Origin of the sequence: Streptomyces spirodelae (assembly GCF_017676385.1) — a bacterium.
Classification (GTDB): Bacteria; Actinomycetota; Actinomycetes; order Streptomycetales; family Streptomycetaceae; genus Streptomyces; species Streptomyces spirodelae.
Map to the genome: position 1 here is coordinate 149,537 of NZ_JAFFZN010000015.1, position 26,044 is coordinate 175,580.

Consider the following 26,044-nt stretch of genomic DNA (forward strand, 5'->3'; position numbering starts at 1 on the left):
GGCGCTACCCGGCGGCCGGGCCCCTCTCCGCCGCGCTGCGCTCGACGCAGAACTCGTTCCCCTCCGGGTCGGCGAGCGTGACCCACCCCCTCCCGTCCGCCGTCCGGTGATCCGCGACGAGGGTGGCGCCCAGCGCCAGCACCCGTTCCACTTCCTCGTCCCGGGTACGGTCCTGCGGCTGGAGGTCCATGTGGACCCGGTTCTTGATGCTCTTGGCCTCGGGGACGTGGATGAACAGCAGGGCCGAGCCCGGGGCCTCGACCAGTGCCTCCGGATCACCCGGGTAATCGTCGTCGGAGAGGGCCCCGTCCAGCACGGCCGCCCAGAACTGGCCGAGGCGGTAGGGGTCGTGACAGTCGAAAGTGAGGTGGCGCACAACGGAAGACATGCGGTGAACTATCGGCCACGGTGCCCGGCCGGTCCACCGCGTTTCTCCAACTGTTCGCCCCCGAGGTGTTCGCCCCCGCGCTGTCCCACCTGCTTCTCCACTGTCCGCGGGCGGTGCCCGCGGGGGTGGGCCTCGGTGCTGACGGCGATGGTGTTGGCGGCGACGATGACGAGGACGGCCAGCCAGGAGACGGCCGGGAGGTGCTGGTCCAGTGCGAGCAGCCCGATCAGCGCCGCAGCCACCGGGTTCACGCTCATGAAGACCCCGAAGAAGTGGGCCGGGACGCGGCGCAGCGCCAGCAGGTCGGACAGGAACGGCACGGCCGAGGACAGCACCCCGGCGGCCAGCGCGCAGGCCGCGGCGGTCGGTGTGGGCCGGTGGTGCACCAGGACGGCGACACCGATCGGCAGGTACAGCGCCCCGGAGACCAGCGCGGCCGCCGCCGAGCCCTGTGCGCCGGGCAGCCGCTCGCCCACCGTGCGGTTGAGCAGGATGTAGCAGCCCCAGCAGACCGCCGCGAGCAGGGCGAGGGCGATGCCGAGGTAGTCGGTGCTCGGCTCGGGCCGTACCAGGACGACGACCGCCGCGGCCGCGGCCACCGCGCACCCCAGGTGCAGGCGGCGCCGCGACCCGGCCAGCGCCACGGTCAACGGGCCCAGGAACTCCAGCGTCACCGCGAGGCCGAGCCCGATCCGGTCGATCGCCGAGTACAGCGACAGATTCATGGCCGCGAACACCACGGCGAGTCCGAGCACCGGCCGCCACTGCGCCGCGGTGAACGACCTGAGCCGTGGGCGGCCTGCGGCCAGCAGCAGCACGGCGGCCACCCACTGGCGTACCGCCACGACCCCCACCGGGCCGATCGCCGGAAAGGCGACCGAGGCGATGGCCGCGCCCGACTGGTTGGACACGCTGCTGGCCAGCATCAACCCGAGGCCCGACCACCGGCTCCGGCGAGCGGGTGCGGGCGCGGGTGCGGCCGCGGGTGCGGCTGCGGTGGAGTGAGAGTGTGCGGGGGACGGTGCCATGCCCGCACTGTCCACCGCACCGGTGCATACGCAAAATGCATACCCGGCGCCATCGATACGCTGGACGTATGGATGGTCGGGATAGTCAACCGGAGCTGGAGCTGCGCCAGCTGCGCTGCCTGGTGGCGATCGTCGACACCGGCAGTTTCACCGACGCGGCGCTCGAACTCGGCGTCTCCCAGGCGTCCGTCAGCCGCACACTCCGGTCGCTGGAGCAACTGCTCGGTGTGCGCCTGCTGTACCGCACCAGCCGGACCGTCTCCCCCACCACCGCGGGCGTGGAGGTCCTGGTCCGCGCCCGGCAGCTCCTCGCGGAGGCCGACAACCTCGTCCGCGCGGCCACCACCGGCCACACCCGGCTCCGCCTCGGCCACGCCTGGGCCTCGCTGGGCCGCCACACCACCGAGTTCCAGCGCCGCTGGGCGGAGCGGCACCCCGATGTGGAGCTGCACCTGATCCGGCACAACAGCCCCACCGGCGGCCTGGCCGAGGGGGTGTGCGACCTGGCCATCGTCCGTACCCCCTTCGACCGGCAGCGCTACGCCCACGCACTCCTCGGCCACGAGCGCCGCTATGTCGCCCTGGCCTCCGACGACCCCTGGGCCAGGCGCCGCAGCGTCCGCCTCGACGAGGTGCGGGAGCGGACGGTCGTGGTGGACCGGCGCACCGGCACCACCACCCTCGACCTGTGGCCCAAGGAGGTCCGGCCCGCCAGCGAGTACATCCGCGACGTCGACGACTGGCTCGCCGCCATCGCCGGCGGCCGCTGCGTGGGCATCACGCCCGAGGCCACCACCAACCAGTACCGCCGCGTCGGCATCACCTACCGCCCCCTGCGCGACGCCGCCCCCGTCCCCGTCCACCTCATCTGGCAGCCCCACGACCCCCACCCCGCCACCCACGCCGCGGCCGCCCTGCTGACCGACCTCTACGGGGGGAGTCAGGCGGTCACAGGAAGCTCTCGATGACGGTGGCCACGCCGTCGTCCTCGTTGGAGCCCGTGGTGTGGGTGGTGCTGAGGAGCACTTCCGGGTGGGCGTTGGCCATGGCGTAGGAGGTGCCTGCCCAGGTCAGCATGGCCAGGTCGTTGGGCATGTCGCCGAAGGCGACGACCTCGTCAGGGGCGATGCCGCGCTCCTCGCAGGCGAGGGCGAGGGTGCTGGCCTTGCTGACGCCGCGGCCCGAGATCTCCAGCAGGGCGCTGGGGCTGGAGCGGGTGAACTCCGCGTGGGAGCCGGCGGCCTTGCGGCCGAGGGCGAGGAACGCGTCGGGGTCCTCCGTCGGGTGGTGCGCGAGGAGCTTGACGACGGGCTCGGCGTGGTGGCCCTCGGGGCCATCGGCCAGCAGTTCCTCCACGGGCGCGTACGAGGCGCCGGGGTCCTGCGGAAACGAGGGGTAGCCGGGCTCGTAGTGGATGCCCCCGGTGCGTTCGACGGCGAAGCTGACACCGGGCGCCGAGGCGCGCAAGGCCCGGGTCACGGCGAGCGCGTCCGGCCGTGCCAGCTCACGGACGCGGATCACCCGACGGCCGGCGTGCAGGTCGACGACGGCGGCGCCGTTGGCGCAGATGGCGAGGCCATGGCCGTGTACGTGCTCACTGACGACGTCCATCCAGCGGGCGGGGCGGCCGGTGACGAAGAAGACGTCGATCCCCGCGGCCTCCGCGGCGGCGAGGGCCGCGATGGTGCGGTCGGAGACCGTCTTGTCGTTCCGCAGCAGGGTGCCGTCCAGATCGGTGGCGATCAGGCGGGGCATGGTTCGCCTGCCGGGGGACGGGCGGCTGCTCAGGGAGGGGCGGCTGCTCAGGGAGGGGCGGCTGCCCAGGGAAGGGCGGCTGCTCAGGGACGGGGAGGCCAGGTCTGCGGACGTGCGAGTCGGGTGAGTCACGTGCACTATCTTCCCGCATATGCCTGAACATGCGTGCGAAGCTCCGCACATATGAGAGAGAGATGAGAGCGCGCCTTGAGGTGAGGGGGCTCGCGAGCGCACAGAGGGCGCACGGGAGGGGCACGGGAGCGGTGCGGAAGGGGTGCAGGAGTGGTGCAGGAGGGGCGCGGGACCGGGCCCGAAGAGGGTCGATAGCGGGCAGAGCGCTCTTATCGTCCTCTCACCCGTCAAACAGGCACAATCGAAGAGAGCGCCCCATAAGTGCTACAGCGCTTCCGGCGTCCCCAGCGCCACAGCTTCCGCGCCTCGGGAAGGAGCGGCCGTCATGGCTCGTCACTCGCGCTACGTCGCAGACCGTGGGCTGACCACACGGATGGTCACCACCATGTTCCTGATCGGCCTGCTCTACGTCGTCCTCGTCGGCGTCCTGGTGGCGGTGCTCGGCAACGCCTGGCCCATCGTGCTGGTCATCGCGGGCGGGCTGTTCATCGCCCAGTTCTGGTTCAGCGACAAGATCGCCGCCTTCAGCATGGGCGCCCGCGAAGTCACCCCGCAGCAGGCACCGGAGCTGCACGGCGCGGTCGACCGGCTGTGCGCCCTCGCCGATATGCCCAAGCCGCGAGTGGCCATCGCCGACAGCGATGTGCCCAACGCGTTCGCCACGGGCCGTAACCAGAAGAACGCGCTGGTGTGCGCGACCACCGGGCTGATGCGCCGCCTGGAGCGGGAGGAACTCGAAGGGGTGCTCTCGCACGAGCTGTCGCACGTCGCGCACCGTGACGTCGCCGTCATGACGATCGCCTCGTTCCTCGGTGTACTGGCGGGGATCATGACCCGGGTGGCCCTCTGGGGCGGCATCGGCCGCAGCGCGGGCCGCGACAACAACGGCGTCGGACTGCTCCTGCTGCTGATCCCGCTGGTCAGCGCGGTGGTGTACATACTCAGCTTCCTGCTCACCCGGCTGCTGTCCCGCTACCGCGAGCTCTCGGCCGACCGCGCCGGCGCCCTGCTGACCGGCCGCCCCTCCTCCCTCGCCTCGGCCCTCACCAAGATCAGCGGCGATATGGCCCGCATCCCCACCAGGGACCTGCGCAAGGCCGAGCCGTACAACGCCTTCTTCTTCGTGCCCGCCTTCTCGGGCGAGAGCCTCGCCTCGCTCTTCTCCTCGCACCCCAAGCTGGAGAAGCGGCTGGAGCAGCTCAGCCGGATATCAGCGCAGCTCGGCCAGTGACCGTGACTCGTGACCCGCGACCCGTGACCGCCGACCCGCGTCAACCGCGTGCCTTGAAGTGAAGGGAGACGGCCCGTGGGCTTTCTGGACGTGCTCCTCGGCCGCAGCAAGCCCAAGCGGCCCGATCTCGACCAGCTCTTCGCGCTGCCCGCCGCCGCGCTGACCCTCCAGGCGGGCACCGCCTTCACACCGACAGGTGTCGGTGCGGTCTGCTTCGCCACCGTCGAGGGCGGCGCCTTCACCCGGCTCCGGCAGGACGTACGGGAGCTGCTGGACGCGGACACCGCGCGAGGCGGCATCCCCGTCGAGTTCGAGCAGGACTCCTACGGCTACACATGGCTCACGGCCCGCCATCCGGCCGACGACATGGCGGCGCTCGTCAACGACCTGCACGCCGTCAACACGCTGCTCGCCGAGGGCGGGTTCGGGCCGCAGCTGCTCTGCTCGCTGGTCTCCTTCCGGCAGGACGGCTCGAGCTCCTCGCTGGCGCTGATCTACCTCTACAAGCGCGGTACGTTCTATCCCTTCGCCCCGCTGCCCGGCGGCGGCGAGAAGCGGGACAACGGCCTGGAGCTCCAGGTGCGCGGCCTGTTGGCCGGCGACCTCCCGGTGGAGGAGGACCTCAGCCGCTGGTTCCCCGTCTGGGGCGCCCCGGGCCTGTGAGCCGTGAGCCGGGTGTCCGGGCGCTCCGGGCCCGGGAGTCCGGCTGGCAACCCCGGTTGGCAACCCCTGCCGATGAAGGCCGGGTTCCGCTCTGGCAGGATCAGCCGCCAAAGCAGTGATCCGGCAGGCTGGGCGAGTTGCCCGGGCCGGACGCGGGGAGCTTCAACGGGGAGAGTGAGGAAGACATGCGTACGTGGACTCGTGCTGTTCCGGCGGTGGCTGGAGCCGTGGTGGTGGCGCTGGCACTGACCGGCTGCAACGACAGCGGCTCCGGGAAGAAGAACCGCGGCTCCGACTCGCACTCGTCCGACTCCGGGTCGGACTCCGGGTCGGACTCCAAGGGCGGCAAGAAGTCCTTCGCCCTGGGCGAGGCGAGCCCGGTGCAGACCAGCGACCAGCAGAAGTCCAAGGGCGCCAAGTACACGGTCACCCCCACGAAGGTGCAGACCGGCACAAAGGCCGACATGGACAACTCCGGCCTCAAGAAGGACAAGGACGACGGCCCGCAGATCCCGGTGTACGTCTGGTCGACGCTCAACCACAAGAGCGGCAAGGCCATGGAGCTCGGCGACATGGACGACGACCTGATCGTCAAGACGGACAAGGGCAAGCGCACCAGGGCACTGATCGTGCTCATGGGCGCGGCCAAGTGGCCCAACTGCCCCGCGCCCGACACCAGCAAGCAGCTGAACCCGGGTGACTCGGAGAAGATCTGCACCGCCTTCCTCATCCCGGAGGGCCAGAAGGCCGCCGCCGTGGAACTGAGCCAGGGCTTCTACAAGGACCCGCTGGAGTGGCCGGTCAAGAACTGACCAGCCCCACCGCCCCGCGCCCCGTGAGGGGCGCGGGGAATCGCCACCTGCGGCCCTGCGGCCCTGCGGCCCCTGCGCCCAGGCCCTCCGCGCCCCGGTGAGCGTCCCTGTGCTGTGGGCGAACTGCGGTGCGGGGACGGTCGGGCGGTGGTTGGGTGGCTGGATGGAGACCTTGGTACTGGGCGGGACAGCGTGGCTGGGCCGGGAGTTGTCGCGACAGGCGGTTGAACGCGGGCACCGTGTCACGTGCCTGGCGCGGGGAGAGAGCGGAGCCGTCGCGGAGGGCGCGCGGCTGGTCTCCGCCGACCGGCGGCGCGGTGCGGAAGCGTACGCGTCGCTGCTCGACCGCGACTGGGACGCGGTCCTCGACGTGGCCCGGCAGCCGGGCTTCGTACGCGGCGCCCTCGACGCGCTGGGCGCGCGGGCCGCGCACTGGACCTACGTCTCCTCCGTCAGCGCCTACGCCTCCCACGGTGTGCGCGACGTGGACGAGACCGCGCCCCTCCTCCCCCCGACCGACCGCGACGAGGTCGACGATTCGCTGTACGGCGAGGGAAAGGTCGCCTGCGAGCAGGCGGCATCGGCTGCCGTCGGCGACCGCCTGCTGATCGCCCGCGCCGGGCTCATCGGCGGTCCGGGCGACGGCAGCGGACGCTCCGGCTACTGGGTCGCCCGCGCGGCCCGCGCTCCGCACGCCCCGATGCTCGTCCCCGACACCCCGGCCATGCCGACGCAGATCGTCGACGTACGGGACCTCGCCGCCTGGCTGTTGGACGCAGCCGAGAACGGAACCACCGGCACCTGCAACGCCGTCGGGCCGATCGTCCCCTTCGCCGAGTGGATCGAGCTGTCCCGCACCATCGGCGGACACACGGGCCCGGTGGTCACCGCCGGTTCGCAGTGGCTGCTCAGCAACGGCGTGGCCCAGTTCATGGGCCCCGAGTCGCTGCCGATGTGGCTGATGGAGCCGGGCTGGGAGGGCTTCCTCGCCCGTGACGGCTCCGCCGCGAGCGCCGCGGGGCTCCGCCACCGGGCCCGGGAGGAACTGCTGGCCGACACCCTGCGCTGGGAGCGCGAGCAGGGCCTCGACCGGCCACGACGGGCCGGCCTCAGCGCCGGGCGCGAGCGCGAACTGCTCGCGGCGCTCGGCTGATGACCGGCTGATGACCGGCTGACGACCGGCTGAAGGCGGCCGCCGCCGCTTAGCATGAGCGCATGGCGAAGACGGCGACGATCTACCACAACACCCGCTGCGGTACGTCCAGGAAGGTCCTGGGGCTCCTGGAGGACGCGGACTACGACATCGAGATCGTGGAGTACCTCAAGACCCCGCCGGACGCGGCCACCCTGCGGCAGCTGATCACCGACGCGGGGATCGGCGTCCGCGACGCCGTCCGTACGAAGGAGGCCGTTTACCAGGAGCTGGGTCTCGACCGGCCGGACGTGACCGACGACGAGCTGATCGCGGCGATGACCGAGCACCCTGTGCTGATCCAGCGCCCGTTCGTCGTGACGGAGAAGGGCACCCGGCTGGCCCGCCCGGTGGAGCTCGCCGAAGAGGTGGTGTGAGCCGGCTGGCCCGGTGCTGTCCGGGTCCGTTCACCCGCCCGCTTCCCGAGGGGGCCGGACACTCCTGACACCTGTCAGGTGTGACTGGGCGCGGAGCGTAGCGGACGATGTCAGTCCTGTTGTGGACATCCCACAACTTCGGGATGATGCGCTGCGCCGCGACCCGATGCTGGGGCGTAGAGCGCACAGCAGGCTCGACATCGAGCGACTGGAGTGATTCTTGGACGGAACTCCGGAGGTCTTCGCCATTCCTCTCGAGGATGAGGCGTATCTGGTGTACGCACCGCTGCACGGCGTCGCCTTCGCCGCGACGAAGGGCCTGGTGGCGGCGCTCCCCGGCGTACTGGCAGGCGAGGGCGGCGGGCCTGACGGCGGCGGGCCCGACGGTGGCCGGCCTGACGGTGGCGGGCCTGACGATGCCGAGGCGGACCGGGGCGGGAGCCAGATCGGCAGGGCCGGGGAAGGTACCGACAGCGTGGCCGCGTTCGCGCGCGAGGCCGGACTGTTGCGGACGCCTCCCTCACCCGTCACCCGTCGGAAGGGCAACCCGGCGCCGACCGAGGTCACGCTCTTCCTGACGACCGCCTGCAATCTGCGCTGCACCTACTGCTACGCCTCCGCCGGTGACGCGCCCGCCACCTATATGTCCATGGAAGTCGCCAAACAGGGCATCGACTTCGTCATCGACAACGCCAAGCGCCTGCGGGCGCCCTTCGTGGGCGTGAACTACCACGGCGGCGGCGAGCCCAGCGTCCACTGGAACCTGATGACCGAGTCGCTGGCCTACGCCCACGACCGGGCCGACGGCCTCGACGTCATCGCGGCGTCAGCGGGCAACGGCGTGTTCACCGACCGGCAGATCGACTGGATGATCGCCAACCTCAACGGCGGTATGAGCCTGTCGTTCGACGGACTGCCCGAGGCGCACGACAAGCACCGGCCGACGGTACGGGGCACGGGGTCGAGCGACCGCGTCATGCACACGATGCGACGTTTCACGGACGCGGACTACCCCTACGCGGTGCGGCTGACCGTCACCGCCGAGCAGATACCCCTGCTGCCCGACTCCATCGAGTTCATCCTCTCCCGGTTCACACCGCAGCGCGTACAGGTGGAGCCCGCCTACCAGCTCGGGCGGCACGAGGGGAAGCCCGACGCCGAGACGGAGGACTTCATCGCCGCGTACCGCGAAGCGCAGGCACGCGCCGCGCGGTTCGGCCACGAGCTCGTCTACAGCGCTGCCCGGGTCGGCACCCTCACCAACCACTTCTGCGGGATCACCCAGGACAACTTCTGCCTCACCCCTTCGGGCAACGTCTCCGCCTGCTTCGAGGCGTTCTCCGAGGACAACGAGTTCGCGGACGTCTTCTTCTACGGCTTGTCGGGGCCGAACGGCTACACATTCGACATGGACGCGCTCGGCCGGCTGCGCGAACTGGGCGTCGAGCACCGCTCCTTCTGCGACGGCTGCTTCGCCAAGTGGAACTGCGCGGGCGACTGCTACCACAAGTCCCTCTCCGCGAACGGGCGCGGCGAGTTCGTGGGCTCGCAGCGCTGTCACATCACCAGGGAACTGGTGAAGGACCAGCTCCTCACCCGCATCGCCGGATCGGGCGGCCTCCTGTGGCGCGACGGCCACGACGGCGAGCCCTGCACCGTGCACGGAGGCCGGAATGAATGACGTGATGCTGCCCTGGCCGGAGCCGAGGCGGCCCGGCAAGGGGGGAAAGCAGGGCGGAAAGCGGGACGGAAAGCAGGACCGGAAGGCGGAGACCCCACCCGCTCCGCACTACGAGATCCAGCGGGTGAACGCCGACGGCTCCACAGGGCCCGTCGAGGTGCTGCCCATCACCAAGCCGCCGTGGGCAGCGGAGTCCGGTCGGCGCGGCTTCCTCGGCGCGGGCCTCGCGTCGTCGGTCGCGGCGGCACTGCTGCTCAGCGGGTGCAGTGACGACGGCTCGAACTCCCCGTCGTCGCCCTCGCCGAGCGGTTCGGACCCCTACTCCCCCTCTCCCACCGAGTCGGACTCCCCGAGCCCGTGGAGCGACCCGCCGACGGACCCGCCGTCCTACGACCCCACTCCGACGGACACCCCGACCTACAGCACCGGCGGCAGCACGACGACCGGCGGCACCACCTACGGGGGCACGTCCAGCGGCAGCACGTCGAGCGGGAGCACGTCGAGCGGGAGCACAACGACCGGCGGCACCACCTACGGAGGCACGACAAGCGGAAGCAGCGGGAGCGGGGGCACCATCTGCACCTGCAACAAGGTCTGCACCTGCATTCCGGTCTGCCAGGCACACGAACTGCTCAACGCCGACCCCGTCGTCCGGCGGATGGCCGAGACCGTGCTGGTCGCCATGGGCCTGCGCGAACTCCCCTATCTGCGGTGGGCGGCAGACGAGGCGGCCCCTCCTCTCCGTACGCGGATCGAAGAACTCACCGGGGAACTGCGCGGCGGCCGACGCCTGGACCCCGACGAGCTGGACGACCCCGGCTGCGAGCCCTACCTCACCTCCCATAACCCGGTGATCGCCCTCATGGCCGCGCAAGTGCTCACCCTGCGGGCGCTGCTGCGCGGGACGAGGCTGACCGGCGTCACGGCTGACCGCGCGGCGCGGGCGCTGACCACCGGCCACGCCCTCCATCTGCGGCGGGCCCCCGCCTGGAGCACGCCGCACAGCGGAGCAACGGAGGGGCGGCCCGCCTGCGCACGCTGAGGTCGTGGGGGTCATGGGTGGCGGCGCTGTCGGCGCCCGCCGCGTTCCTGGCGGTCCTCGTGGTGATGCTCGCCAAGAACGCCGAGAAGCTGCTGACGGGCGAGTCCGCCACCGTGCGCGGTGTGAGCCGGTGCGTGGAGGGCGGCGGTATGGCGCTGCCGGCCTCCCACTGCGACGGACGGTGGGCGTTCTCCGACGGCCGCACCGGCGAGGGCGAGATCACCGGCTCCGAGGTGTCCGTGGGCGACTCGATCTTCGCGGGTGACGGCTGGGCGTACACGACGACCGGCCCGCTGCACCGCATTGTCTGGGCCCTGGTCGGGATACTTGTCGCGCTGGCCGTGGTCCTGCTGTCGATGTACGTGGGCTACCGCAGGAGGCTGCGGCGGACAGCAGCGGAAGGCTGAGCTCTTCCGGTCGTACGCATGGACGCGGGACGAAGGGTGGGCAGGACATGGGAGCCGGTACGGAAACGGGTGCGGGGACGAGCACGGGTGCGGGGACGAGTAGGGAGTCGGGTACGAGTACGGAGTCGGATCCGGACACGAGTACGGAGGCGGGCTCTGACGAATACGCGCGGGTGGCCGCGTTCCGCGCACGCATAGGTGTCTCCGCCCTCGTCGACGTCCACACGCACTTCATGCCCGACCGGCTGCTGGCCAAGGTGTGGGCGTACTTCGACGCGGCCGGGCCGCTGGTCGGGCGGGAGTGGCCGATCGCCTACCGCGCCGACGAGCAACGCCGCCTGGAAGTGCTGCGGAGCTTCGGGGTACGCGCGTTCACCGCGATGCTCTACCCGCACAAGGCGGGCATGGCCCGCTCCCTCAACGACTGGGCGGCCGACTTCGCCGCCCGTACGCCCGACTGCCTGCACACCGCCACGTTCTACGCCGAGCCGAGCGCCGCCGACGACGTACGCCGCGCACTCGACCAGGGCGCCCGCGTCTTCAAATGCCACGTCCAGGTCGGCGGCTTCGACCCGCGCGACCCGCAGCTGGACGAGGTATGGGGCCAGCTCGCCGAGGCGCGCGTACCGGTCGTCACCCACTGCGGCTCCGGCCCGGTTCCCGGCGCGTACACCGGGCCCGGCCCCATCGGTGCCGTACTCGACCGGCACCCCGGGCTGCGGCTGGTCGTCGCCCACCTGGGCCTGCCGGAGTACACCGACTTCCTCGCGCTGGCCGAACGCCATACGGAGGTCATGCTGGACACGACGATGGCCTTCACCCACTTCGTGGAGGAGATCGCACCCTTCCCCCGCGAAGCCCTGCCCCGGCTGGCCGACCTCGGCGACCGCGTACTGCTGGGCACCGACTTCCCCAACATCCCGTACAGCTACGCCGATGCGCTGGAGTCGATGGAGGCGCGGACGGGCCTGGGACCGGAGTGGCTGCGTGCCGTCTGCCACGACAACGCGGCCCGGCTCTTCGGCCTGGGATGAGCCGGTGCGGGGACCCGGATCGGTGTGAGCCGGATCCGGGGGCCCGCCTTCGTCAGGAAGCCAGGGAGTTCAGCCAGGGTGAGAGGCCGTAGGCCACGGGGACGACCTCCTTGTACGACAGGTCGTCGTCCAACGTCACCACCAGTCGGCAGAACGGCGGATACCAGGTGCGCCGCAGATGGGCGCGCTTGTCGAAGACGGCCTCCAGGAAGGCCGGTGTCGCCTCGCGCGGCAGATCGTGGAAGATCACCCCGTCGAGCGTGATGTGCGCGTCGCCCTCCTCGAAGAGCTGAACCGTGATCCGGGGCGTGAACGGCGCCCCGTCGGGCCCCTGGGTCGCGGGGATCTCCAGCAGCGCCTCGTGCGGAAGCGAGCCGTCCTCGTCCGTGACGGCGAAGGCCCCTGCCGCCGTCCGCCGCGACGACTCGTCCGCGCCGATGGCGTGCTCAACCGACACCGGCAGTCCCCGCCGCTCCGCCAGCGCGGTCAGTACGGAGACGGCCGACTCGGTGCTGTGGATCTGCGGCGGCAGCCGATGCGGATGACGGAACCGGTCCATACCACCGAGCATGCCCGCTCCACGGCACTCCCGCGAAGCGAGCCTCCTGCTCCATGCGGTGCGGGACAGGCAGGGCGCGCCGACGCGCACCGAGTGTGGGTGGTTGTTCACCGGTAGTGATCCCTGTGCAGTGCTCTCGGGGGTGGCCCCGGGCCCTCTCAGGGTGATCACTGATGGGCAACGGCGGGCGGCACACGGAGAGTTGCCCTTGTCCGGGGGATGCCTCCCGAAAGCCGTCTCTCGAAAGGCTTTGCATGCGCCGCCTCTTCGTCTCCGAAGTGCGTACCTACCCCGGCAGGGTGGCCGCCACGGCGCTGGCATGTGCGGCGACTGCGGCCGGGGTGGGAGCGTGCCTCCTGCTGTTCATCGGGGTCGGCCTGCCCGATTACGCGGAGAACTCCGTGGCGGCCCGGACCGCGCAGGACACCCGCAACCTGCTGTCGCTGCTGCTGTCCATGCTTCTGATGTGCGCGGTCGTGGTCATCGGCTCGACCGTCTCGCTCTGGACCAGGCAGCGCCTCGACCAGTTCGCCGTACTGCGTGCGCTCGGAGTCACCGCAGGTCGGCTGCGCGGCATGGTCGCACTCGACGTGGCCGCTCTCGCCGTCGTCTCGGCCGCCCTGGGCGCGGCCGTCGGCATGGTCCCGCTGGCGCACGCCGGGAGAGCGCTGCTGGTCCGACGCCAGTTGTTTCCTGCGGCTGCTCCCCTTCCGTCGCTCGGCACGGCCTGCTGGGCAGCGGTCGCCGTGTGCGTCGGCCTGGGCGCTGTCGGTGTGCTGGCGGCCACGGCGAGCGTGCTGGCCGCCGGTCGGGTCAGCCCGGGGGCGCTGCTCAAGGACGGGGAGCTGACCATGGAGTCGTCCCGCGGCCGGGCGCGGCTGGTGACGGGCGGCATCATGGCCGTGGCACTGTGCGGACCCCTGGTTTGCGTCATGGCGTTCATGGAGCTGCCCGCGACGGTGCGGGCCGCTGTGGCGCCCGGCCTGGCGCTGGTGGTGCTGCCGACTCTCGCTGTCCTCGCCCCATGGCTGGTACCGCCGCTGGTCGGCCCGGTCTGCTTGGTCCTCCGGCTCGTGGACCGGCGGCTGGGACGTATCGCGGCGGCAGGCTTGCGGGCCGCTCCCGCCCGTACGACGGCGATGGCGGTGCCCGTGCTGCTGGCGGTCGGCATCACCGGCTCGCTGCTCGGCGCAGGTGCCACGGTGGGACGTGCGGTCGAACGGCAGAACGAGAAGGGGCTGCGTGCCGACGGAGTGCTCACCGCCGAACCGGGCAGCCGCCTGCCCGCCACGCCCCGCCCGGTCCCCGGAGGCACAGCCACCCCGCTGCTGGCGACCAAGGTCACCACCCCTCCGGCCTTCTACGGCAGCGGACCCACCACGACCGACGCCTGGGGCGGCGACGGGCCCGCGCTGGTCAGGGTCCTGGACCTCGGCGTGCGCGCAGGACGGCTCTCGGCCCTGCGTGACGGCACCTTCGCGGCGGGTGCAATACAGGCGGACAGCCACCGCTGGCGCGTCGGCCAGCGGGTACGGCTCACGCTGGCCGACGGATCGCACCGGTCGCTCACCCTGGTCGCCGTCTACGAACGCGACCTGGCCTTCCCCCAGCTGGTGATCCCCCGGTCGACCGCTCTGCGCCACACCCCGGCTCCGTACGCCGACCGCGTCCTGCTCACGGGCCCGCTCCGGTCCTGGCCTCGAGAGCCAGGCCGGCGGATCGCCTCCCGCGCCGCATACCTGGCCGACTCCGCACCCCGTGACCCCGCCGACGACCTCGCCGCCCGGCTGATCGTGGCCGTCGTCGCCGGTTACGCGCTGCTGTCGGCCGCCAACACCTGCTCGCTCGCCCAGCGCGACCGCCGCAGCCAGCGAGCACACCTGCGGGCGCTGGGTCTGGGACGCCTCCAGCTGCTGCGCTGCCTCCTGTACGAGGCGGTGGGCGCGACGGGGATCGGCGTGGCCCTTGCGGCCGCCAGCGCTGTGGTCTGCCTGATTCCGCTCTCCCTCGCCCTCGGAGCCGGCCCGATACCGGGCCTCGATATGCCCTGGACCCTCGGCGTGCTCGCCGGGGCCGCTCTGGCGGTTGCCGTGCCGACGACGATGACGGCTCGCCCCTTGTCCGGCATCCACACCCAGTTCGCAAGGTGTCGTTGAAGGGTGGTCGAATGAGGTATCGCGGCAGCCCTCGTACGGTCGGGGTCCGGCCGACCGGGCGCTTAAGCTCGGGGTATGCGTTTGAGCACCGTGATCCTTCCTGTCCGCCGCTGGTCCGAGGGCGGGCGGGAGATGTGGCGCCGGGCCGAGGAGCTGGACTTCCACACCGCGTACACCTATGACCACCTCTCGTGGCGGGTGCCGTTCCGTGACGGTCCCTGGTTCGGTGCCGTACCCACCCTCACCGCCGCCGCTGCCGCCACCTCCCGGCTGCGGCTCGGCACGATGGTCACCTCCCCCAACTTCCGCCACCCCGTTCCGCTCGCCAAGGAACTGATCACCCTCGACGACATCAGCGGCGGCCGCGTCACCCTGGGGATCGGCGCCGGAGGGTCCGGCTTCGACGCGACCGCCCTGGGGCAGCACCCGTGGACCCGCCGGGAGCGCGCCGACCGCTTCGCCGAGTTCGTACCGCTGCTCGACCGGCTCCTCACCGAGGACGAGGTGACGGCCGAGGGCACCTACTACGCCGCCCACGAGGCGCGCGCCCTCCCCGGCTGTGTACAGCGGCCCCGGCTGCCCTTCACCGTCGCCGCGACCGGCCCGCGCGGGCTGCGGCTGGCCGCCCGCCACGGGCAGTCGTGGCTGACGACCGGCGACCCGGCCGCCAACGAGACCGGCACCCCCGCCGACTCGCTGGCCGCGCTCGCCCGCCAGACCGAGGCCCTGGAGAAGGCATGCGCCGAGGCCGGCCGCGACCCGCACTCCCTCGGCCGTACGCTGCTGACCGGCTTCACCCCCGACCGCCCGCTGGAGTCTCTGGACGCCTTCGTCGACTTCGCCGGCCGCCTCGCCACTCTCGGCTTCGACGAGCTCGTCCTCCACTGGCCCCTCCCCGGCACCCGCTTCGAGGCGGACCAGTCGGTCTTCGAGCGCATCGCCACGGAGGCACCCGCCCAGCTCGGGTAGCCGCGGTGTGCGGCCCGGGTGGACGGCTCGCCTCACCCCCCTCGCGCCGTCATCCGGTCCATCGCCCGTGCCCGCACCTCCCGTTCCGCCGCCGCCGCGATGAAGCCCGGCACACGGGCCTCGCCGACCAACTCGCGAACCGACTCGACCGTTTCAGCGGGCAACCGCACCTGCTCGCTCCGGCCCGCGCGGCCAGCAGCGGTACCGTCCGGAGCGGTGCCGTCCCGCGTGGTGCCGTCCCGAGTGGTGCCGTCCCGCGTGGTGCCGTCCGGAGCGGCGCCATCTGGAGCGGCGCCATCTGGAGCGGCGCCATCTGGAGCGGTGCCGTCCCGGGCGGTGCCGCCTGGCGCGGTGGAGTTCGCGGTCCTGCCGATCGCGGCAGCACTGGCCAAGGGGGCGGCTGCCGCCGAGCGCAAGTGGTCGCGCAGGGAGCGGGCGGCCAACTTCTGCATCGCTCTCGCCAGTTCGGCCTCCACCGTCTGCTGCGCCAGCGGGCGGAGCCTGCGCACCAGGTCAGCTGCCTCGGAGGCGTCACCCTCGGAGAGGTGGGTGCCCAGATAGCGGACGAAGACGTGCTCGTTGGTGAAGTCCAGGAAACGGGCGGCTATGTGCTCCACCTGGCCGCGCAGCTCCCGCAGTTGCTCGGTGATGGCCGGCAGCGGCACCCCCGCCCTGTGCAGCTCCACGGCCACCGACAGCTCCTGCGGGCTCGGCACCAGGAACTCGTCCTCCCTCCCCGGCAGCGGCTCCAGCACCCCCAGGGCCATCGCCTCGGAGACGGCCGCCGCGTCGTGCGCGCCGCCGAACAGCTCATCCAGCTCGGCCCGCGAGACACGGCCCGACTCCTCGTCCGTCCACGGCCCGTCGACCTCCGCGACCAGGCCCAGCACTCCCCCCAGGCCCCGGCCCTCGTCCCATGCCTGGAGCAGCTCCTTTATCGATGCCAGGGTGTAGCCCCGCTCCAGCAGGTCGGCGATCTGCCGCAGCCGTGCCAGATGCGAGTCGTCGTACACATTGGCCCGCCCCCGCCGCTCCGGCTTCGGCAGCAGGCCCTTGTCCTGGTACGCGCGGATGGTGCGTACCGTCGCCCCGCTGCGGTGTGCGAGGTCTTCGATGCGGTACTCCGGAGTGCGGTGCCCGGACTCGGACGTCGAGGCCCGCGCCGGGTCCTTGGTCCGGGGTGAGGGTGGCATGGTCGTGGTCTCCTTCGACACGGCTGCGTTCGACAAGGGCTACAAGGGCGGCCGGACGCGGGCGATGCCGCGCAGGGCTCGCGGGGCGAGACGGGACAGCAGCCGGGCTCCACGGGCCTCGGGCGTCACCGGCACCACGGCCTGGTTGCGCACGACGGCCCGCAGGACGGCCTCCGCCACCTTCTCCGGCGGATAGTTGCGTATCCCGTAGAGCCGGGACGTGCGGCGCCTGATCCGCTCCTGCTCCGCCTCGTCCGCCCCGGCGAACCGTGCCGTACCGGTGATGTTGGTGTTGACGAAGCCGGGGCAGACCGCCGTCACACCGATGCCCCGGCCCGCCAGCTCGGCACGCAGGCACTCGCTGAGCATCAGTACGGCCGCCTTGGAGGTGCTGTACGCGGGCAGGGCGCGGGAGGGCTGATAGGCGGCGGCCGAAGCGGTGTTGACGATGTGTCCGCCCTGGCCGCGCTCGGCCATCTGCCGGCCGAAGAGCCGGCAGCCGTGGATGACCCCCCACAGATTGACGTCCAGTGTCCGGCGCCACTCCTCGGTGGTCGTCTCCAGGAAGGAGCCCGCCATGCCGATGCCCGCGTTGTTGACCAGCACATCCACCGTGCCGTACGCGGTGGCCACTTTCTCGGCCAGCTTCTCCATCGCCTGCTCGTCCGCGACATCCACCGTCTCCGCCCACGCCTGCGGAGCACCCACCAGGCGCGCCAGGTCCGCGGTCCGGGCGGCGCTCTGCGGGTCCCGGTCCACCGCGATCACCCGGGCCCCCGCCTCGGCGAACGAGAAGGCCGTCGCCCTGCCGATACCGCTGCCCGCGCCGGTCACCAGCACCAGTTGACCCGCGAACCGTTCCGCGTACCTGCCGGTGGCCACGGGTTCCCTGGCTGGCATCCCCGGCTCGGTACCGTCGACGAACTCGGTGATCCAGTCCGCGAGCCGGTCCGGCCTGGTACGCGGCACCCAGTGCTTGGCCGGGAGGGTGCGCCGGGTGAGGCGGGGTGCCCACTGCTCCAGCTCGTCGTAGAGCCGCTCACTCAGGAACGCGTCCTGGGTGGGTGTGATGAGCTGGACCGGGACATGGGCATAGCAGTCGGTGCGGGGGCGGCGCAGTCTGGCGCGGACATTGTCCCGGTAGAGCCAGGCCCCGTGCGCCGCGTCATCGGCCAGGGACGAGGTGGGGTAGCCGCCGCCCGGCGCCTTCTCGGCCAGCTCCAGCAGCCGTGGCCAGCGCTTGCCCAGCGGCCCGCGCCACGCCAGCTCGGGCAGCAACGGGGTGTGCAGCGCGTACACGTACCAGGACTTGGCGCCCTGGCCGAGCAGTTGCGCGACCCGGCGCGGAGTGGGCCGGGACATCCGCTTCCTGATCCAGTGGCCGAAGTGGTCGAGCGAGGGCCCGGAGACCGAGGTGAAGGAGGCGATCCTGCCCTCCGTACGGCGCACCGTGGCGAACTCCCAGCCCTGTACGGAACCCCAGTCGTGCCCGACCACGTGCACCGGCTCGGTGGGGCTGACCGCATCCACGACTGCCAGGAAGTCGTCGGTGAGCTTCTCCAGGGTGAAGCCGCCGCGCAGCGGCCTGGGCGCCGAGGACCTGCCGCAGCCCCGCACGTCGTACAGCACCACGTGGAAGCGGTCCTTGAGGCGGTGCGCCACCTCGGACCAGACCTCCTTGCTGTCCGGATAGCCGTGCAGCAGCACAACCGTCGGCCGGGCGGTATCGCCCAGCTCGGCGACGCACAGCTCGATTCCTCCGGTGGCCACCCGGCGCTCCCGCGCGCAGGTCGGCAGGCCGGGCTCCGCCGGGCGCCCACCCTGGGCGGCGCCGTTCGCGTCGTTCGCCTTTCCACTCATACCGCCTGTGCCTCCTCCTGCCGGCGCCGCACTCCCCCACGCTCGAATGCGCTCGCGCGGGGGGACCCCCATGGCAGATCGTCGTCCAGCCAGAACGCGCTCTCCTGAAAATCCCGGGAGTCGGTGACCACCAGGATCTCCTCGAACTTCGCGCCCGTACCGCGGAATCCGAGGTGCGGCTGCACCGCCCACAACCCCGGCTGCGGCGGATGGTCCGAGAAGCGGTACGGGCTCCACAGCGGGGACCAGCCGTCCCGGTGGCCGTGCAGCGCGTCCCGCGCCAGACCGCGCAGGGCGTTGGTGCCGAAGCCGAGGACCCGCGGCGACCAGCGGCGGTCCGGGACGCGGTCGACCTTGTGCGCGATGACACCGAAGGGGTAGGCGCGGTGCCGGTTCGTATACCCCTGTGCGGTCATCAGCCGCTCAACGTCCTCGTAGATCTCCCGGAGCGAGCGCCGCTCCCGTACTCCGGTGAGGATCAGGTCGCGGTGTTGCCGCAGGTCGGCCAGCAGCCTTTCGTGCACCGGGTTGAGGCCCAGGCAGCCGGAGTAGCCGATGTCGGAGGTGTAGCCGCCCCGGATCGGCGCCATGTCGAGGATGAAGGGCATCCCCGGCTCCAGCTTCCGGTTGGTGGGGAAGAACTGGAGCGGGACCTTGAACCCGGTGAACGCCGTGCGGTCCCCGAACCAGGCGAAGGGCAGATGGAACCAGTCCCGCACGCCGCGTTCGCGCAGCCACTCGCGCTGCATCCGGGCGGCTTCCCGCTCGGTCACCCCCGGCTTCAGCCGGGCGGCGACCGACTCGGCGCAGGCGTAGGCCAGTTGCTGGACCTCCCTGAACCCTCGCAGGTCAGCGGAGGAGTATCCGATCGTCGCCGCACGCATCCCGGCCTCCGTCCGTAGGTGATCGCCGGTCCTCCGGCGCTCCGTCGCCAAGCGGCTCCGGTGCGTGAGCAACTTGACATCGACGAATGTGACATCGACCCGTGGCTGGGTCAAGGGGTCCGCAGAGCCTGTGGACAACTCCGGATCACGGCCGACCCCCCCTTCCCCTACGGGGCGCTACGACTTGAGAGGGACGGGCCCACGCTCTTGAGAGGTATGCGCCCGCCCCGGAAACCGGCGCCGCGTCTGACGCGGACGCGACGAGCGGCTCATAGCGTCGAGGTGTGACTGTGATCGCGATCGAAAGCCTCAGCAAGCGGTTCCCCCGGGTGACCGCACTGGACCGGCTGACCGTCGGCATCGAGCCGGGGGTCACCGGCCTGGTGGGCGCCAACGGAGCCGGAAAATCCACCCTCATCAAGATCCTGCTCGGGCTCTCCCCGGCCTCCGAGGGCACCGCCAGCGTGCTCGGCATGGATGTGGCCACCCAGGGCGGCGCGATCCGGGAGCGGGTGGGGTACATGCCCGAGCACGACTGTCTGCCACCGGACGTGTCCGCGACCGAGTTCGTCGTCCACATGGCGCGCATGTCGGGACTGCCCGCCACAGCGGCTCGCGAGCGTACTGCCGACACCCTGCGCCACGTCGGCCTCTACGAGGAGCGCTACCGGCCGATGGGCGGCTACTCGACGGGCATGAAGCAGCGCGTCAAGCTCGCCCAGGCCCTCGTGCACGACCCCCGGCTGGTCCTCCTGGACGAGCCCACCAACGGGCTCGATCCCGTCGGCCGCGACGAGATGCTCGGCCTCATCCGCAGGGTGCACACCGACTTCGGCATCTCCGTCCTGGTCACCTCGCACCTGCTGGGCGAGTTGGAGCGCACCAGCGACCACATCGTCGTCATCGACGGCGGCAAGCTGTTGCGCTCCTCCTCGACCGCCGACTTCACCCAGCGCACCGCCGTCCTGGCCGTCGAGGTCACCGACACCGACGAGCACCCCGACGGCACCGCGGCCCTCCGCGCGGCGCTCCGCAAGGCGGGCCTGGCACCGCACGAGCCCGCTGACGACAGTGCCGTCGCACCCGGCGCCGGGCACCTGGTCACTCTCGACATCGGCAGCGAGCACGGGGACACCGAGGCATCGACCGCATCGGCCTCCTCGGTCTTCGACACCGTGCGGGACACCGCGGCCGACCTCGGCCTGGGGCTGGTCCGCATGGAACAGCGCAGGCACCAGATCTCCGAGGTCTTCACGGAAAGGAGCGCCGACGATGTCGCCTGACCGCACCCTGGGCCACCCCACCGCCGAGCGGGGCCAGGACGTCATTCACAACATCGGCTACCGCGGCTACGAGGGTCCCAGGCTGGGCCGCTCCTACGCGCGCCGCGCCCTGTTCACCCAGTCGCTGCGCGGCACCTACGGGCTGGGCCGGTCGGCCAAGTCCAAGGTGCTGCCGATGCTGCTGTTCGCCGCGGTGTGCGTGCCGGCCGCCATCCTGGTGGCCGTGGCAGCCCTCACCAAGAGCAAGAGCCTCGAAGCCGGGTACGCGGAGTATGTGCTGCTGATGCAGCCGGTGCTGGGCATCTTCCTGGCCGCCGCCGCGCCCCAGGCCATCTCCATGGACCTGCGCTTCAAGACGATGCCGCTGTACTTCTCCCGTCCCATGGAGCGCAGCGACTATGTGGCAGCCAAATACGCGGCCCTCTCGGCGGCGCTCTTCGTGTTCACGGCCGTGCCCGTGCTGATCATGTATCTCGGTGCGCTGCTGGTGAAGCTGGACTTCTCCGACCAGACCAAGGGGGCCGCCCAGGGCCTCGTGTTCTGCGCGCTGTTCGCGCTGCTGCACGCCGCCATCGCCGCCTGGATCGCCGCGCTGACCCCGCGCCGCGGCTTCGGTGTCGCCGCGATCATCGTCGCGATCACGGTTCCCTACTTCCTGATCAGCGCGCTCCAGGGCATCGCCCTCACGTCCGACAACAGCAGCGCCATCGGCTGGCTCGGACTGGGCTCGCCGGGGACGCTGCTGGACGGCATCCAGAGCAGGTTCCTGGACGGCCGTTCCGGATTCCCCGACGCGCAGACGCTCACCGGTGCCCAGGGCGGCGTCTACCTCGTCGTCTTCGCGGCACTGGTCGTCTGCTTCTACGCCCTCCTGCTGCGCCGCTACCGAAAGGCCGGACTGTGACAACGATCCACATCGACCGCGTCTCCCGCTGGTTCGGAAACGTCGTCGCGGTCAACGACATCACCATGGACATCGGCCCGGGTGTCACCGGCCTCCTCGGCCCCAACGGCGCCGGCAAGTCCACCCTGATCCATATGATGGGCGGTTTCCTGGCGCCCTCCAACGGAAGCGTCACCCTGGAGCCCTCTCCCGGCCCCGACGGCAGGCCCGTGACGGCCGCGCCGATCTGGCGCAACGAGGACTCCTACCGCCACATCGGCCTGGTGCCCGAGCGCGAGGGCATGTACGACTTCCTCACGGGCCACGAGTTCGTCCTGGCCAACGCCGAGCTGCACGGCCTGCCCGATCCGCGCGCGGCGGCCGCCGAGGCGCTGGCGACAGTCGAGATGGAGTACGCGCAGGACCGGCGCATCTCCACCTACTCCAAGGGCATGCGGCAGCGTGTGAAAATGGCCTCCGCACTGGTGCACCACCCCTCGGTGCTGCTGCTGGACGAGCCGTTCAACGGAATGGACCCGCGCCAGCGCATGCACCTGATGGAACTGCTGCGCAAGATGGGCGACGAGGGCCGCACCGTGCTGTTCTCCTCGCACATCCTGGAAGAGGTCGAACAGCTCGCCTCCCACATCGAGGTCATCGTCGCCGGACGGCACGCAGCCAGCGGCGACTTCCGCAAGATCCGTCGCCTGATGACCGACCGTCCGCACCGCTATCTGGTGCGCTCCAGCGACGATCGGCGGCTGGCTGCCGCGCTCATCGCGGACGCCTCCACAGCGGGCATCGAGGTGGATCAGGCCGAGGGCGCGCTGCGCATCCAGGCCGTCGACTTCACCCGCTTCACCACGCTGCTGCCCCGCCTCGCACGGGAGCACGGCATCCGGCTCTACACCGTCTCGCCCTCCGACGAGTCCCTGGAGAGCGTCTTCTCGTACCTCGTCGCGGCCTGAGCGGCGGAAAGGAGCTGACCAGATGTACAACCCGACGGTCGCGCGGCTCACCTGTCGCGCACTCCTCGGCCGCCGCCGTGCGCTCATCCTGTGCGCGCTGCCGGCACTGCTGCTCGTCGTGGCAGCCGTCGTACGCGCCATGAACGGTGCCGACGACGCGGTCACCAGCGAACTGCTGGGCGGCTTCGCGCTCGCCACACTGGTGCCGCTGATCGGCGTGATCGCCGGCACGGGCGCCATCGGCCCGGAGATCGACGACGGTTCGGTCGTCTATCTGCTCTCCAAGCCGGTCTCGCGCACCTCCGTCATCGTCACCAAGCTGCTGGTCGCCACCGGCACGACAGCCGTCTTCTCGGCGATACCGGTGCTGATCGCGGGCTTCATCCTGAACGGCAACAGCCAGCAGCTCGCCGTCGCCTACGCGCTGGCGGCGGCTGTCGGCTCCATCGCCTACAGCGCGCTGTTCCTGCTGCTGGGAACGGTCAGCAGGCACGCCGTCGTCATCGGCCTGGTGTACGCGCTGATCTGGGAGGCCCTCATCGGCAGCCTGGTGCCGGGGGCCAAGACGCTCAGCGTGCAGCAGTGGGCGCTCGCGCTCGCCGAGAAGGTGGCCGGAAGCAGCGCGGACGTCAACTCGTCGGTGGGCCTTGTGGCCGCACTGGTGCTCATTGTCGTGGTCACCGTGGGCGGCACTCTCTTCGCCGGGCAGAAGCTGCGCACGCTGACACTGGCGGGGGAGGAGTAACACAAGAGGGAGCGGAGGAGCGGGTGGGAGCGAGGAGTTGCTCCCACCCGCTCGGCGTTCTGTCAGTGCGCCGTGCTGCTGATCCTGCGGTCCCTGCCCGCACCCAGGCCCAGCAGCACCAGGCCCGCACGTACGCACAGCAGCAGCACGATCGGCGCTGTCCAGCCACCGGTCGCCTGGTGCACAGCGCCGAGTGGGAGGCCCCGGGCACGTCCGCTCCGACGGGCCCGGGGCCACCCCCCTCTCAGGCGGTCACTCGTCTTCGGACTCCGACCCGGTGCCGAGAGCGTGCGCCACTCCGCGCAGCTCGCGGCGCATGGCGCGCATCTCCTCGCCCATGTCGGCCAGCCGCTGGCTCATGGCGCACACCACCTGCTCGGTGCGCTCCGTGCGGCGCTCGGTCTCCGCGAGCCGGTGGTCCATCCGCTCCACCCGCGTGGACAGCCGGCCGATGACCGGTCCCAGTTCCTGCAGTACGGCACCGAGTTCGGCCCCGGCCGCCTCGAGGTTGCCGACCCTGCGGTCCAGCGACCCGTATCCCGCGGCCAGTGTGCGGACCGTCTGCCGCAGCTCCTCCGTGGACTGCCGCACGGCCTCGACGCCGGGGTGCGCACGGGCGCTCTCCTCGACGTCGAGGAGGTACGAGCGGACCCGCTGGGCGATCACACTGTCGCGCAACAGCATCGCCACATTGAGGACGGCGCGGCGGCTGAAGACGGTGAGTCCACTGCGACGCTGTGGATAACCGGTCTCCGGCCCGGATGAGACCGACAACTTGTCGGTCTGATATCCGCGCAGGTCAGAGCCCTTGAGAACGGACATCCCGTTGCTGATGAGCTCTTCGCGATGCCGCTCGGCCAGCTTTTCCACAGTTTTCAGCGGCACTTCGAAGTAGTTGGCCACATCCCGCGTGGTGGCCTGTGCACCGCCTGTGGAAAACGCCAACGCCTTGACTTTGTCGAGGACTTCGACCTTGTGTGCCATACCGGAGCGCGCGCTGCGCGACTCCAGCAGAACGGAATCGGTGTACATGGCAGACCCTCCTGGGTCCTGGTTTCGGACATGTCTGGGAAACCCCGCTCACCTGGGGGCGTCAGGTGTCCGTATCCAGGAACCAGGAGCGGAGATCAGCTCATGTCTTCCCACGTACCGCACTACCGGCAAGAGGCCCCCGTCGCGCCCTGCTGGCGCATCCTGACGGGCCGACTCTCAACCGGCTACCACCACTTCACACACTCTCGACGTCACGCTCTCCAGTCGCCTCCGCGCAATGGGTACAACGATGCGAAAGTCGTACGGTTACGCGATGCGAGCGACGCGAACGCCTCAACCGCGCCCGTCGCCCCGCAGGTTGAAGCGGAACATCCCCTGCGGGTCGCACTCCGCCTTCAGCCGCTCCAGCCGGGCACCCGTCTGCTCGCCGTACACCGACCGTGCGGCCTCCCGATCCTGCGGCCCGTACAGGAAATTGGCGTTCCGCCCCAGCGCGCGGTCGCCCACCGGAGCCAGCACCCGCTCATGCAGTGCCCGCACGACCTCCTCCCCCGAGCCCGGCCCGGCCCCCGACCCGGAATCCGCCGCCTGGTCGTCCGGCACCGGCGAGAGCACGTACAGCAGATAGCCCGCGTCCCGGTGCGGCACCGCGTTCGGCACGGCCGCCCGGCGGGAGAAGGCGCCGCCCAGATGCCGCATGCTGAGCACACACATCACCTCGGCCGACGGCCCGGCAGCGGCCAGCACGGACCGCCGCGCGCTCTCGTCCAGTCCGTCGGAACCCAGCAGCACATTGGCGCTGCGGTAGGAGTGCGGGGTGTCCGGTTCGCTGAAGACGGAGCCGCACTCGTCGTACGGCATGTCCCGCAACTCGTCGATCAGCACGCATCCGATGGCTCGCAGCGGCTCGACCAGCCGCTCCCCCTCGTCGCTCGGTCCGCTGAACGCGATGTGCACCTGTGCCAGATAGCGGCCGCGCAGCGGCGCGGGAACGGCGGGCACGTCCGGCATCGGCAGCAGCGTCACGGCGGAGGTCAGCTCGTCGGGGACCGACTCCGTCCACTTCTGCCAGATCCGCAGCACCTCTTCCGCGACCTGGCCACCGTCGAAGACGAGCCTGCCGCCGAAGATCCGCTCCACGGGTACGAGTTCGATCTCCATCCCGGTGACGACGCCGAAACCGCCACCGCCCCCGCGCAGTGCCCAGAAAAGCTCCGGATCGCTGTCAGCCGTCACATGGCGCAGCCGGGCGTCCGCCGTCACGACGTCGATCCTTCGCACCCGGTCGGCCGCGTAGCCGAACTGCCGTCCCAGCAGCCCGACACCGCCGCCCAGCGCGTACGAGACGACGCCGACGCCCGGCGCCGAGCCGTTGACGGGCGCCAGCCCGTGCCGCGCGGCCTGCTCCACCAGGTCGCCGGCCCGGACGCCCGCCTCGATCCACGCGGTACGTGCCCTGGTGTCGATCCGGATGCCCGTCATCCGCCGTGTGCTGACCAGCACCCCCGTACTGGCCGCCGCGCCCAGGCCGTGCCCGGTCGCCTGCACGGCCAGCGGCAGTCCGTACCGCTGTGCGTGGTCGACCGCCGCCCGTACGTCGTCCGGTGTGCGGGCCACGACAATCACGTCCGGACGGTGCGGATTCCCCGTCTGGAAACCGATGCGCTCCTGGTCGTACTCCGGCTCTCGGGGTACGAGCACACTGCCGCGCACCGCCGCACGCAGCGCCTCCAGCCCTTGCCCGCCCATCTTGTCCGTCCTCCCCGTCACCGCCGGTCGCTCCTGTGTTTCCTTGCGCACGCCAACGCC

General features: G+C 71.3%; 25 protein-coding genes and 1 pseudogene. 16 read left to right on the forward strand and 10 right to left on the reverse strand.

Annotation, left to right across the window (positions count from 1 at the left end; all coding sequences use genetic code 11):
* Window positions 1-4 precede the first annotated feature (4 nt).
* A complete protein-coding gene (locus tag JW592_RS17805) occupies window positions 5-388 on the reverse strand; it encodes a VOC family protein (RefSeq protein WP_209266113.1) in 384 nt (127 codons plus the stop codon).
* An 8-nt stretch (window positions 389-396) separates the two neighbouring features.
* Complete coding sequence (locus tag JW592_RS17810) at window positions 397-1,314, reverse strand: EamA family transporter (RefSeq protein WP_229376265.1); 918 nt, start codon at window positions 1,312-1,314, stop codon at window positions 397-399.
* A gap of 170 nt (window positions 1,315-1,484) precedes the next feature.
* Between JW592_RS17810 and JW592_RS17815 the strand changes: the two genes are divergently transcribed.
* Entirely contained in the window at window positions 1,485-2,384 is a 900-nt protein-coding gene (locus tag JW592_RS17815) for a LysR family transcriptional regulator (protein WP_209266115.1), read from the forward strand.
* On the opposite strand, the gene JW592_RS17820 is transcribed toward JW592_RS17815, so the two are convergent.
* Window positions 2,365-3,171, reverse strand: coding sequence for a Cof-type HAD-IIB family hydrolase (locus JW592_RS17820; RefSeq protein ID WP_209266116.1), 807 nt, complete (start codon window positions 3,169-3,171; stop codon window positions 2,365-2,367). The genes JW592_RS17815 and JW592_RS17820 overlap by 20 nt on opposite strands.
* 457 nt (window positions 3,172-3,628) lie before the next feature.
* On the opposite strand from JW592_RS17820, the gene htpX reads away from it, so the two are divergent.
* The 9 genes from htpX to JW592_RS17865 all read left to right on the forward strand — a co-directional run bounded on the left by htpX (window position 3,629) and on the right by JW592_RS17865 (window position 11,742).
* Entirely contained in the window at window positions 3,629-4,534 is a 906-nt protein-coding gene (htpX, locus tag JW592_RS17825; RefSeq protein ID WP_209266117.1) for a zinc metalloprotease HtpX, read from the forward strand.
* 75 nt (window positions 4,535-4,609) lie between these two features.
* Window positions 4,610-5,197, forward strand: a complete 588-nt coding sequence (gene pspAB / locus JW592_RS17830) for a PspA-associated protein PspAB (protein ID WP_209266118.1) — start codon at window positions 4,610-4,612, stop codon at window positions 5,195-5,197.
* Window positions 5,198-5,382: 185 nt separating this feature from the next.
* Window positions 5,383-6,009: a hypothetical protein gene (locus tag JW592_RS17835; RefSeq protein WP_209266119.1), complete on the forward strand. Its 627-nt coding sequence runs from the start codon at window positions 5,383-5,385 to the stop codon at window positions 6,007-6,009.
* A gap of 163 nt (window positions 6,010-6,172) precedes the next feature.
* Window positions 6,173-7,162, forward strand: a complete 990-nt coding sequence (locus tag JW592_RS17840; protein ID WP_209266120.1) for an NAD-dependent epimerase/dehydratase family protein — start codon at window positions 6,173-6,175, stop codon at window positions 7,160-7,162.
* Between the two features lie 62 nt (window positions 7,163-7,224).
* Window positions 7,225-7,578: an arsenate reductase (glutaredoxin) gene (arsC, locus tag JW592_RS17845; protein ID WP_209266121.1), complete on the forward strand. Its 354-nt coding sequence runs from the start codon at window positions 7,225-7,227 to the stop codon at window positions 7,576-7,578.
* 220 nt (window positions 7,579-7,798) lie between these two features.
* Window positions 7,799-9,259, forward strand: a complete 1,461-nt coding sequence (locus tag JW592_RS17850; RefSeq protein WP_209266122.1) for a radical SAM protein — start codon at window positions 7,799-7,801, stop codon at window positions 9,257-9,259.
* Window positions 9,252-10,301: a hypothetical protein gene (locus JW592_RS17855; protein ID WP_209266123.1), complete on the forward strand. Its 1,050-nt coding sequence runs from the start codon at window positions 9,252-9,254 to the stop codon at window positions 10,299-10,301. Before JW592_RS17850 ends, JW592_RS17855 begins: the two co-directional genes overlap by 8 nt.
* A gap of 17 nt (window positions 10,302-10,318) precedes the next feature.
* Window positions 10,319-10,708 carry a hypothetical protein gene (locus JW592_RS17860; RefSeq protein WP_209266124.1) on the forward strand — a complete coding sequence of 130 codons (390 nt, stop codon included), beginning with the start codon at window positions 10,319-10,321 and terminating at the stop codon, window positions 10,706-10,708.
* Window positions 10,709-10,881: 173 nt separating this feature from the next.
* On the forward strand, window positions 10,882-11,742 hold the full coding sequence (locus JW592_RS17865) for an amidohydrolase family protein (protein WP_307805446.1): 861 nt from the start codon (window positions 10,882-10,884) through the stop codon (window positions 11,740-11,742).
* Between the two features lie 52 nt (window positions 11,743-11,794).
* Here JW592_RS17865 and JW592_RS17870 read toward each other — a convergent pair whose 3' ends face one another.
* Window positions 11,795-12,313 carry a hypothetical protein gene (locus JW592_RS17870; protein WP_229376267.1) on the reverse strand — a complete coding sequence of 173 codons (519 nt, stop codon included), beginning with the start codon at window positions 12,311-12,313 and terminating at the stop codon, window positions 11,795-11,797.
* Window positions 12,314-12,555: 242 nt separating this feature from the next.
* Here JW592_RS17870 and JW592_RS17875 point away from each other — a divergent pair, with 242 nt between their 5' ends.
* Together JW592_RS17875 and JW592_RS17880 are read left to right on the forward strand one after the other, a co-directional pair.
* Complete coding sequence (locus JW592_RS17875; protein WP_209266126.1) at window positions 12,556-14,457, forward strand: FtsX-like permease family protein; 1,902 nt, start codon at window positions 12,556-12,558, stop codon at window positions 14,455-14,457.
* Window positions 14,458-14,532: 75 nt separating this feature from the next.
* Window positions 14,533-15,426, forward strand: coding sequence for an LLM class flavin-dependent oxidoreductase (locus JW592_RS17880; protein WP_209266127.1), 894 nt, complete (start codon window positions 14,533-14,535; stop codon window positions 15,424-15,426).
* A gap of 32 nt (window positions 15,427-15,458) precedes the next feature.
* On the opposite strand, the gene JW592_RS17885 is transcribed toward JW592_RS17880, so the two are convergent.
* Genes JW592_RS17885 through JW592_RS17895 form a run of 3 tightly spaced genes read right to left on the reverse strand, consistent with a single transcriptional unit; the run spans window position 15,459 to window position 19,363 of the window.
* Window positions 15,459-16,619, reverse strand: a complete 1,161-nt coding sequence (locus JW592_RS17885) for a MerR family transcriptional regulator (protein WP_209266128.1) — start codon at window positions 16,617-16,619, stop codon at window positions 15,459-15,461.
* Window positions 16,620-16,658: 39 nt separating this feature from the next.
* Entirely contained in the window at window positions 16,659-18,479 is a 1,821-nt protein-coding gene (locus tag JW592_RS17890) for an SDR family oxidoreductase (RefSeq protein ID WP_209266129.1), read from the reverse strand.
* Window positions 18,476-19,363: a M24 family metallopeptidase gene (locus JW592_RS17895; protein ID WP_229376269.1), complete on the reverse strand. Its 888-nt coding sequence runs from the start codon at window positions 19,361-19,363 to the stop codon at window positions 18,476-18,478. The genes JW592_RS17890 and JW592_RS17895 overlap by 4 nt, the downstream gene beginning before the upstream one ends.
* 290 nt (window positions 19,364-19,653) lie before the next feature.
* Here JW592_RS17895 and JW592_RS17900 point away from each other — a divergent pair, with 290 nt between their 5' ends.
* The 4 genes from JW592_RS17900 to JW592_RS17915 are packed head-to-tail and all read left to right on the forward strand — an operon-like array spanning window position 19,654 to window position 23,242.
* The gene (locus JW592_RS17900; RefSeq protein WP_209266151.1) at window positions 19,654-20,646 is read left to right on the forward strand and encodes an ABC transporter ATP-binding protein; all 993 of its coding nucleotides are present in this window, start codon (window positions 19,654-19,656) and stop codon (window positions 20,644-20,646) included.
* Window positions 20,636-21,550 carry an ABC transporter permease subunit gene (locus JW592_RS17905; protein WP_209266130.1) on the forward strand — a complete coding sequence of 305 codons (915 nt, stop codon included), beginning with the start codon at window positions 20,636-20,638 and terminating at the stop codon, window positions 21,548-21,550. Before JW592_RS17900 ends, JW592_RS17905 begins: the two co-directional genes overlap by 11 nt.
* Complete coding sequence (locus JW592_RS17910) at window positions 21,547-22,497, forward strand: ABC transporter ATP-binding protein (protein WP_209266131.1); 951 nt, start codon at window positions 21,547-21,549, stop codon at window positions 22,495-22,497. The genes JW592_RS17905 and JW592_RS17910 overlap by 4 nt, the downstream gene beginning before the upstream one ends.
* Window positions 22,498-22,519: 22 nt before the next feature.
* Window positions 22,520-23,242, forward strand: a complete 723-nt coding sequence (locus JW592_RS17915) for an ABC transporter permease subunit (protein ID WP_209266132.1) — start codon at window positions 22,520-22,522, stop codon at window positions 23,240-23,242.
* Window positions 23,243-23,304: 62 nt separating this feature from the next.
* Here JW592_RS17915 and JW592_RS17920 read toward each other — a convergent pair.
* The 3 genes and pseudogenes from JW592_RS17920 to JW592_RS17930 form a co-directional block, all read right to left on the reverse strand.
* Window positions 23,305-23,442 (reverse strand): annotated as a pseudogene (locus JW592_RS17920) (MFS transporter); the annotation flags it as partial.
* A gap of 52 nt (window positions 23,443-23,494) precedes the next feature.
* On the reverse strand, window positions 23,495-24,274 hold the full coding sequence (locus tag JW592_RS17925; protein ID WP_209266133.1) for a hypothetical protein: 780 nt from the start codon (window positions 24,272-24,274) through the stop codon (window positions 23,495-23,497).
* Between the two features lie 294 nt (window positions 24,275-24,568).
* Window positions 24,569-26,035, reverse strand: coding sequence for an FAD-binding oxidoreductase (locus tag JW592_RS17930; RefSeq protein ID WP_307805447.1), 1,467 nt, complete (start codon window positions 26,033-26,035; stop codon window positions 24,569-24,571).
* Between the last annotated feature and the right edge of the window lie 9 nt (window positions 26,036-26,044).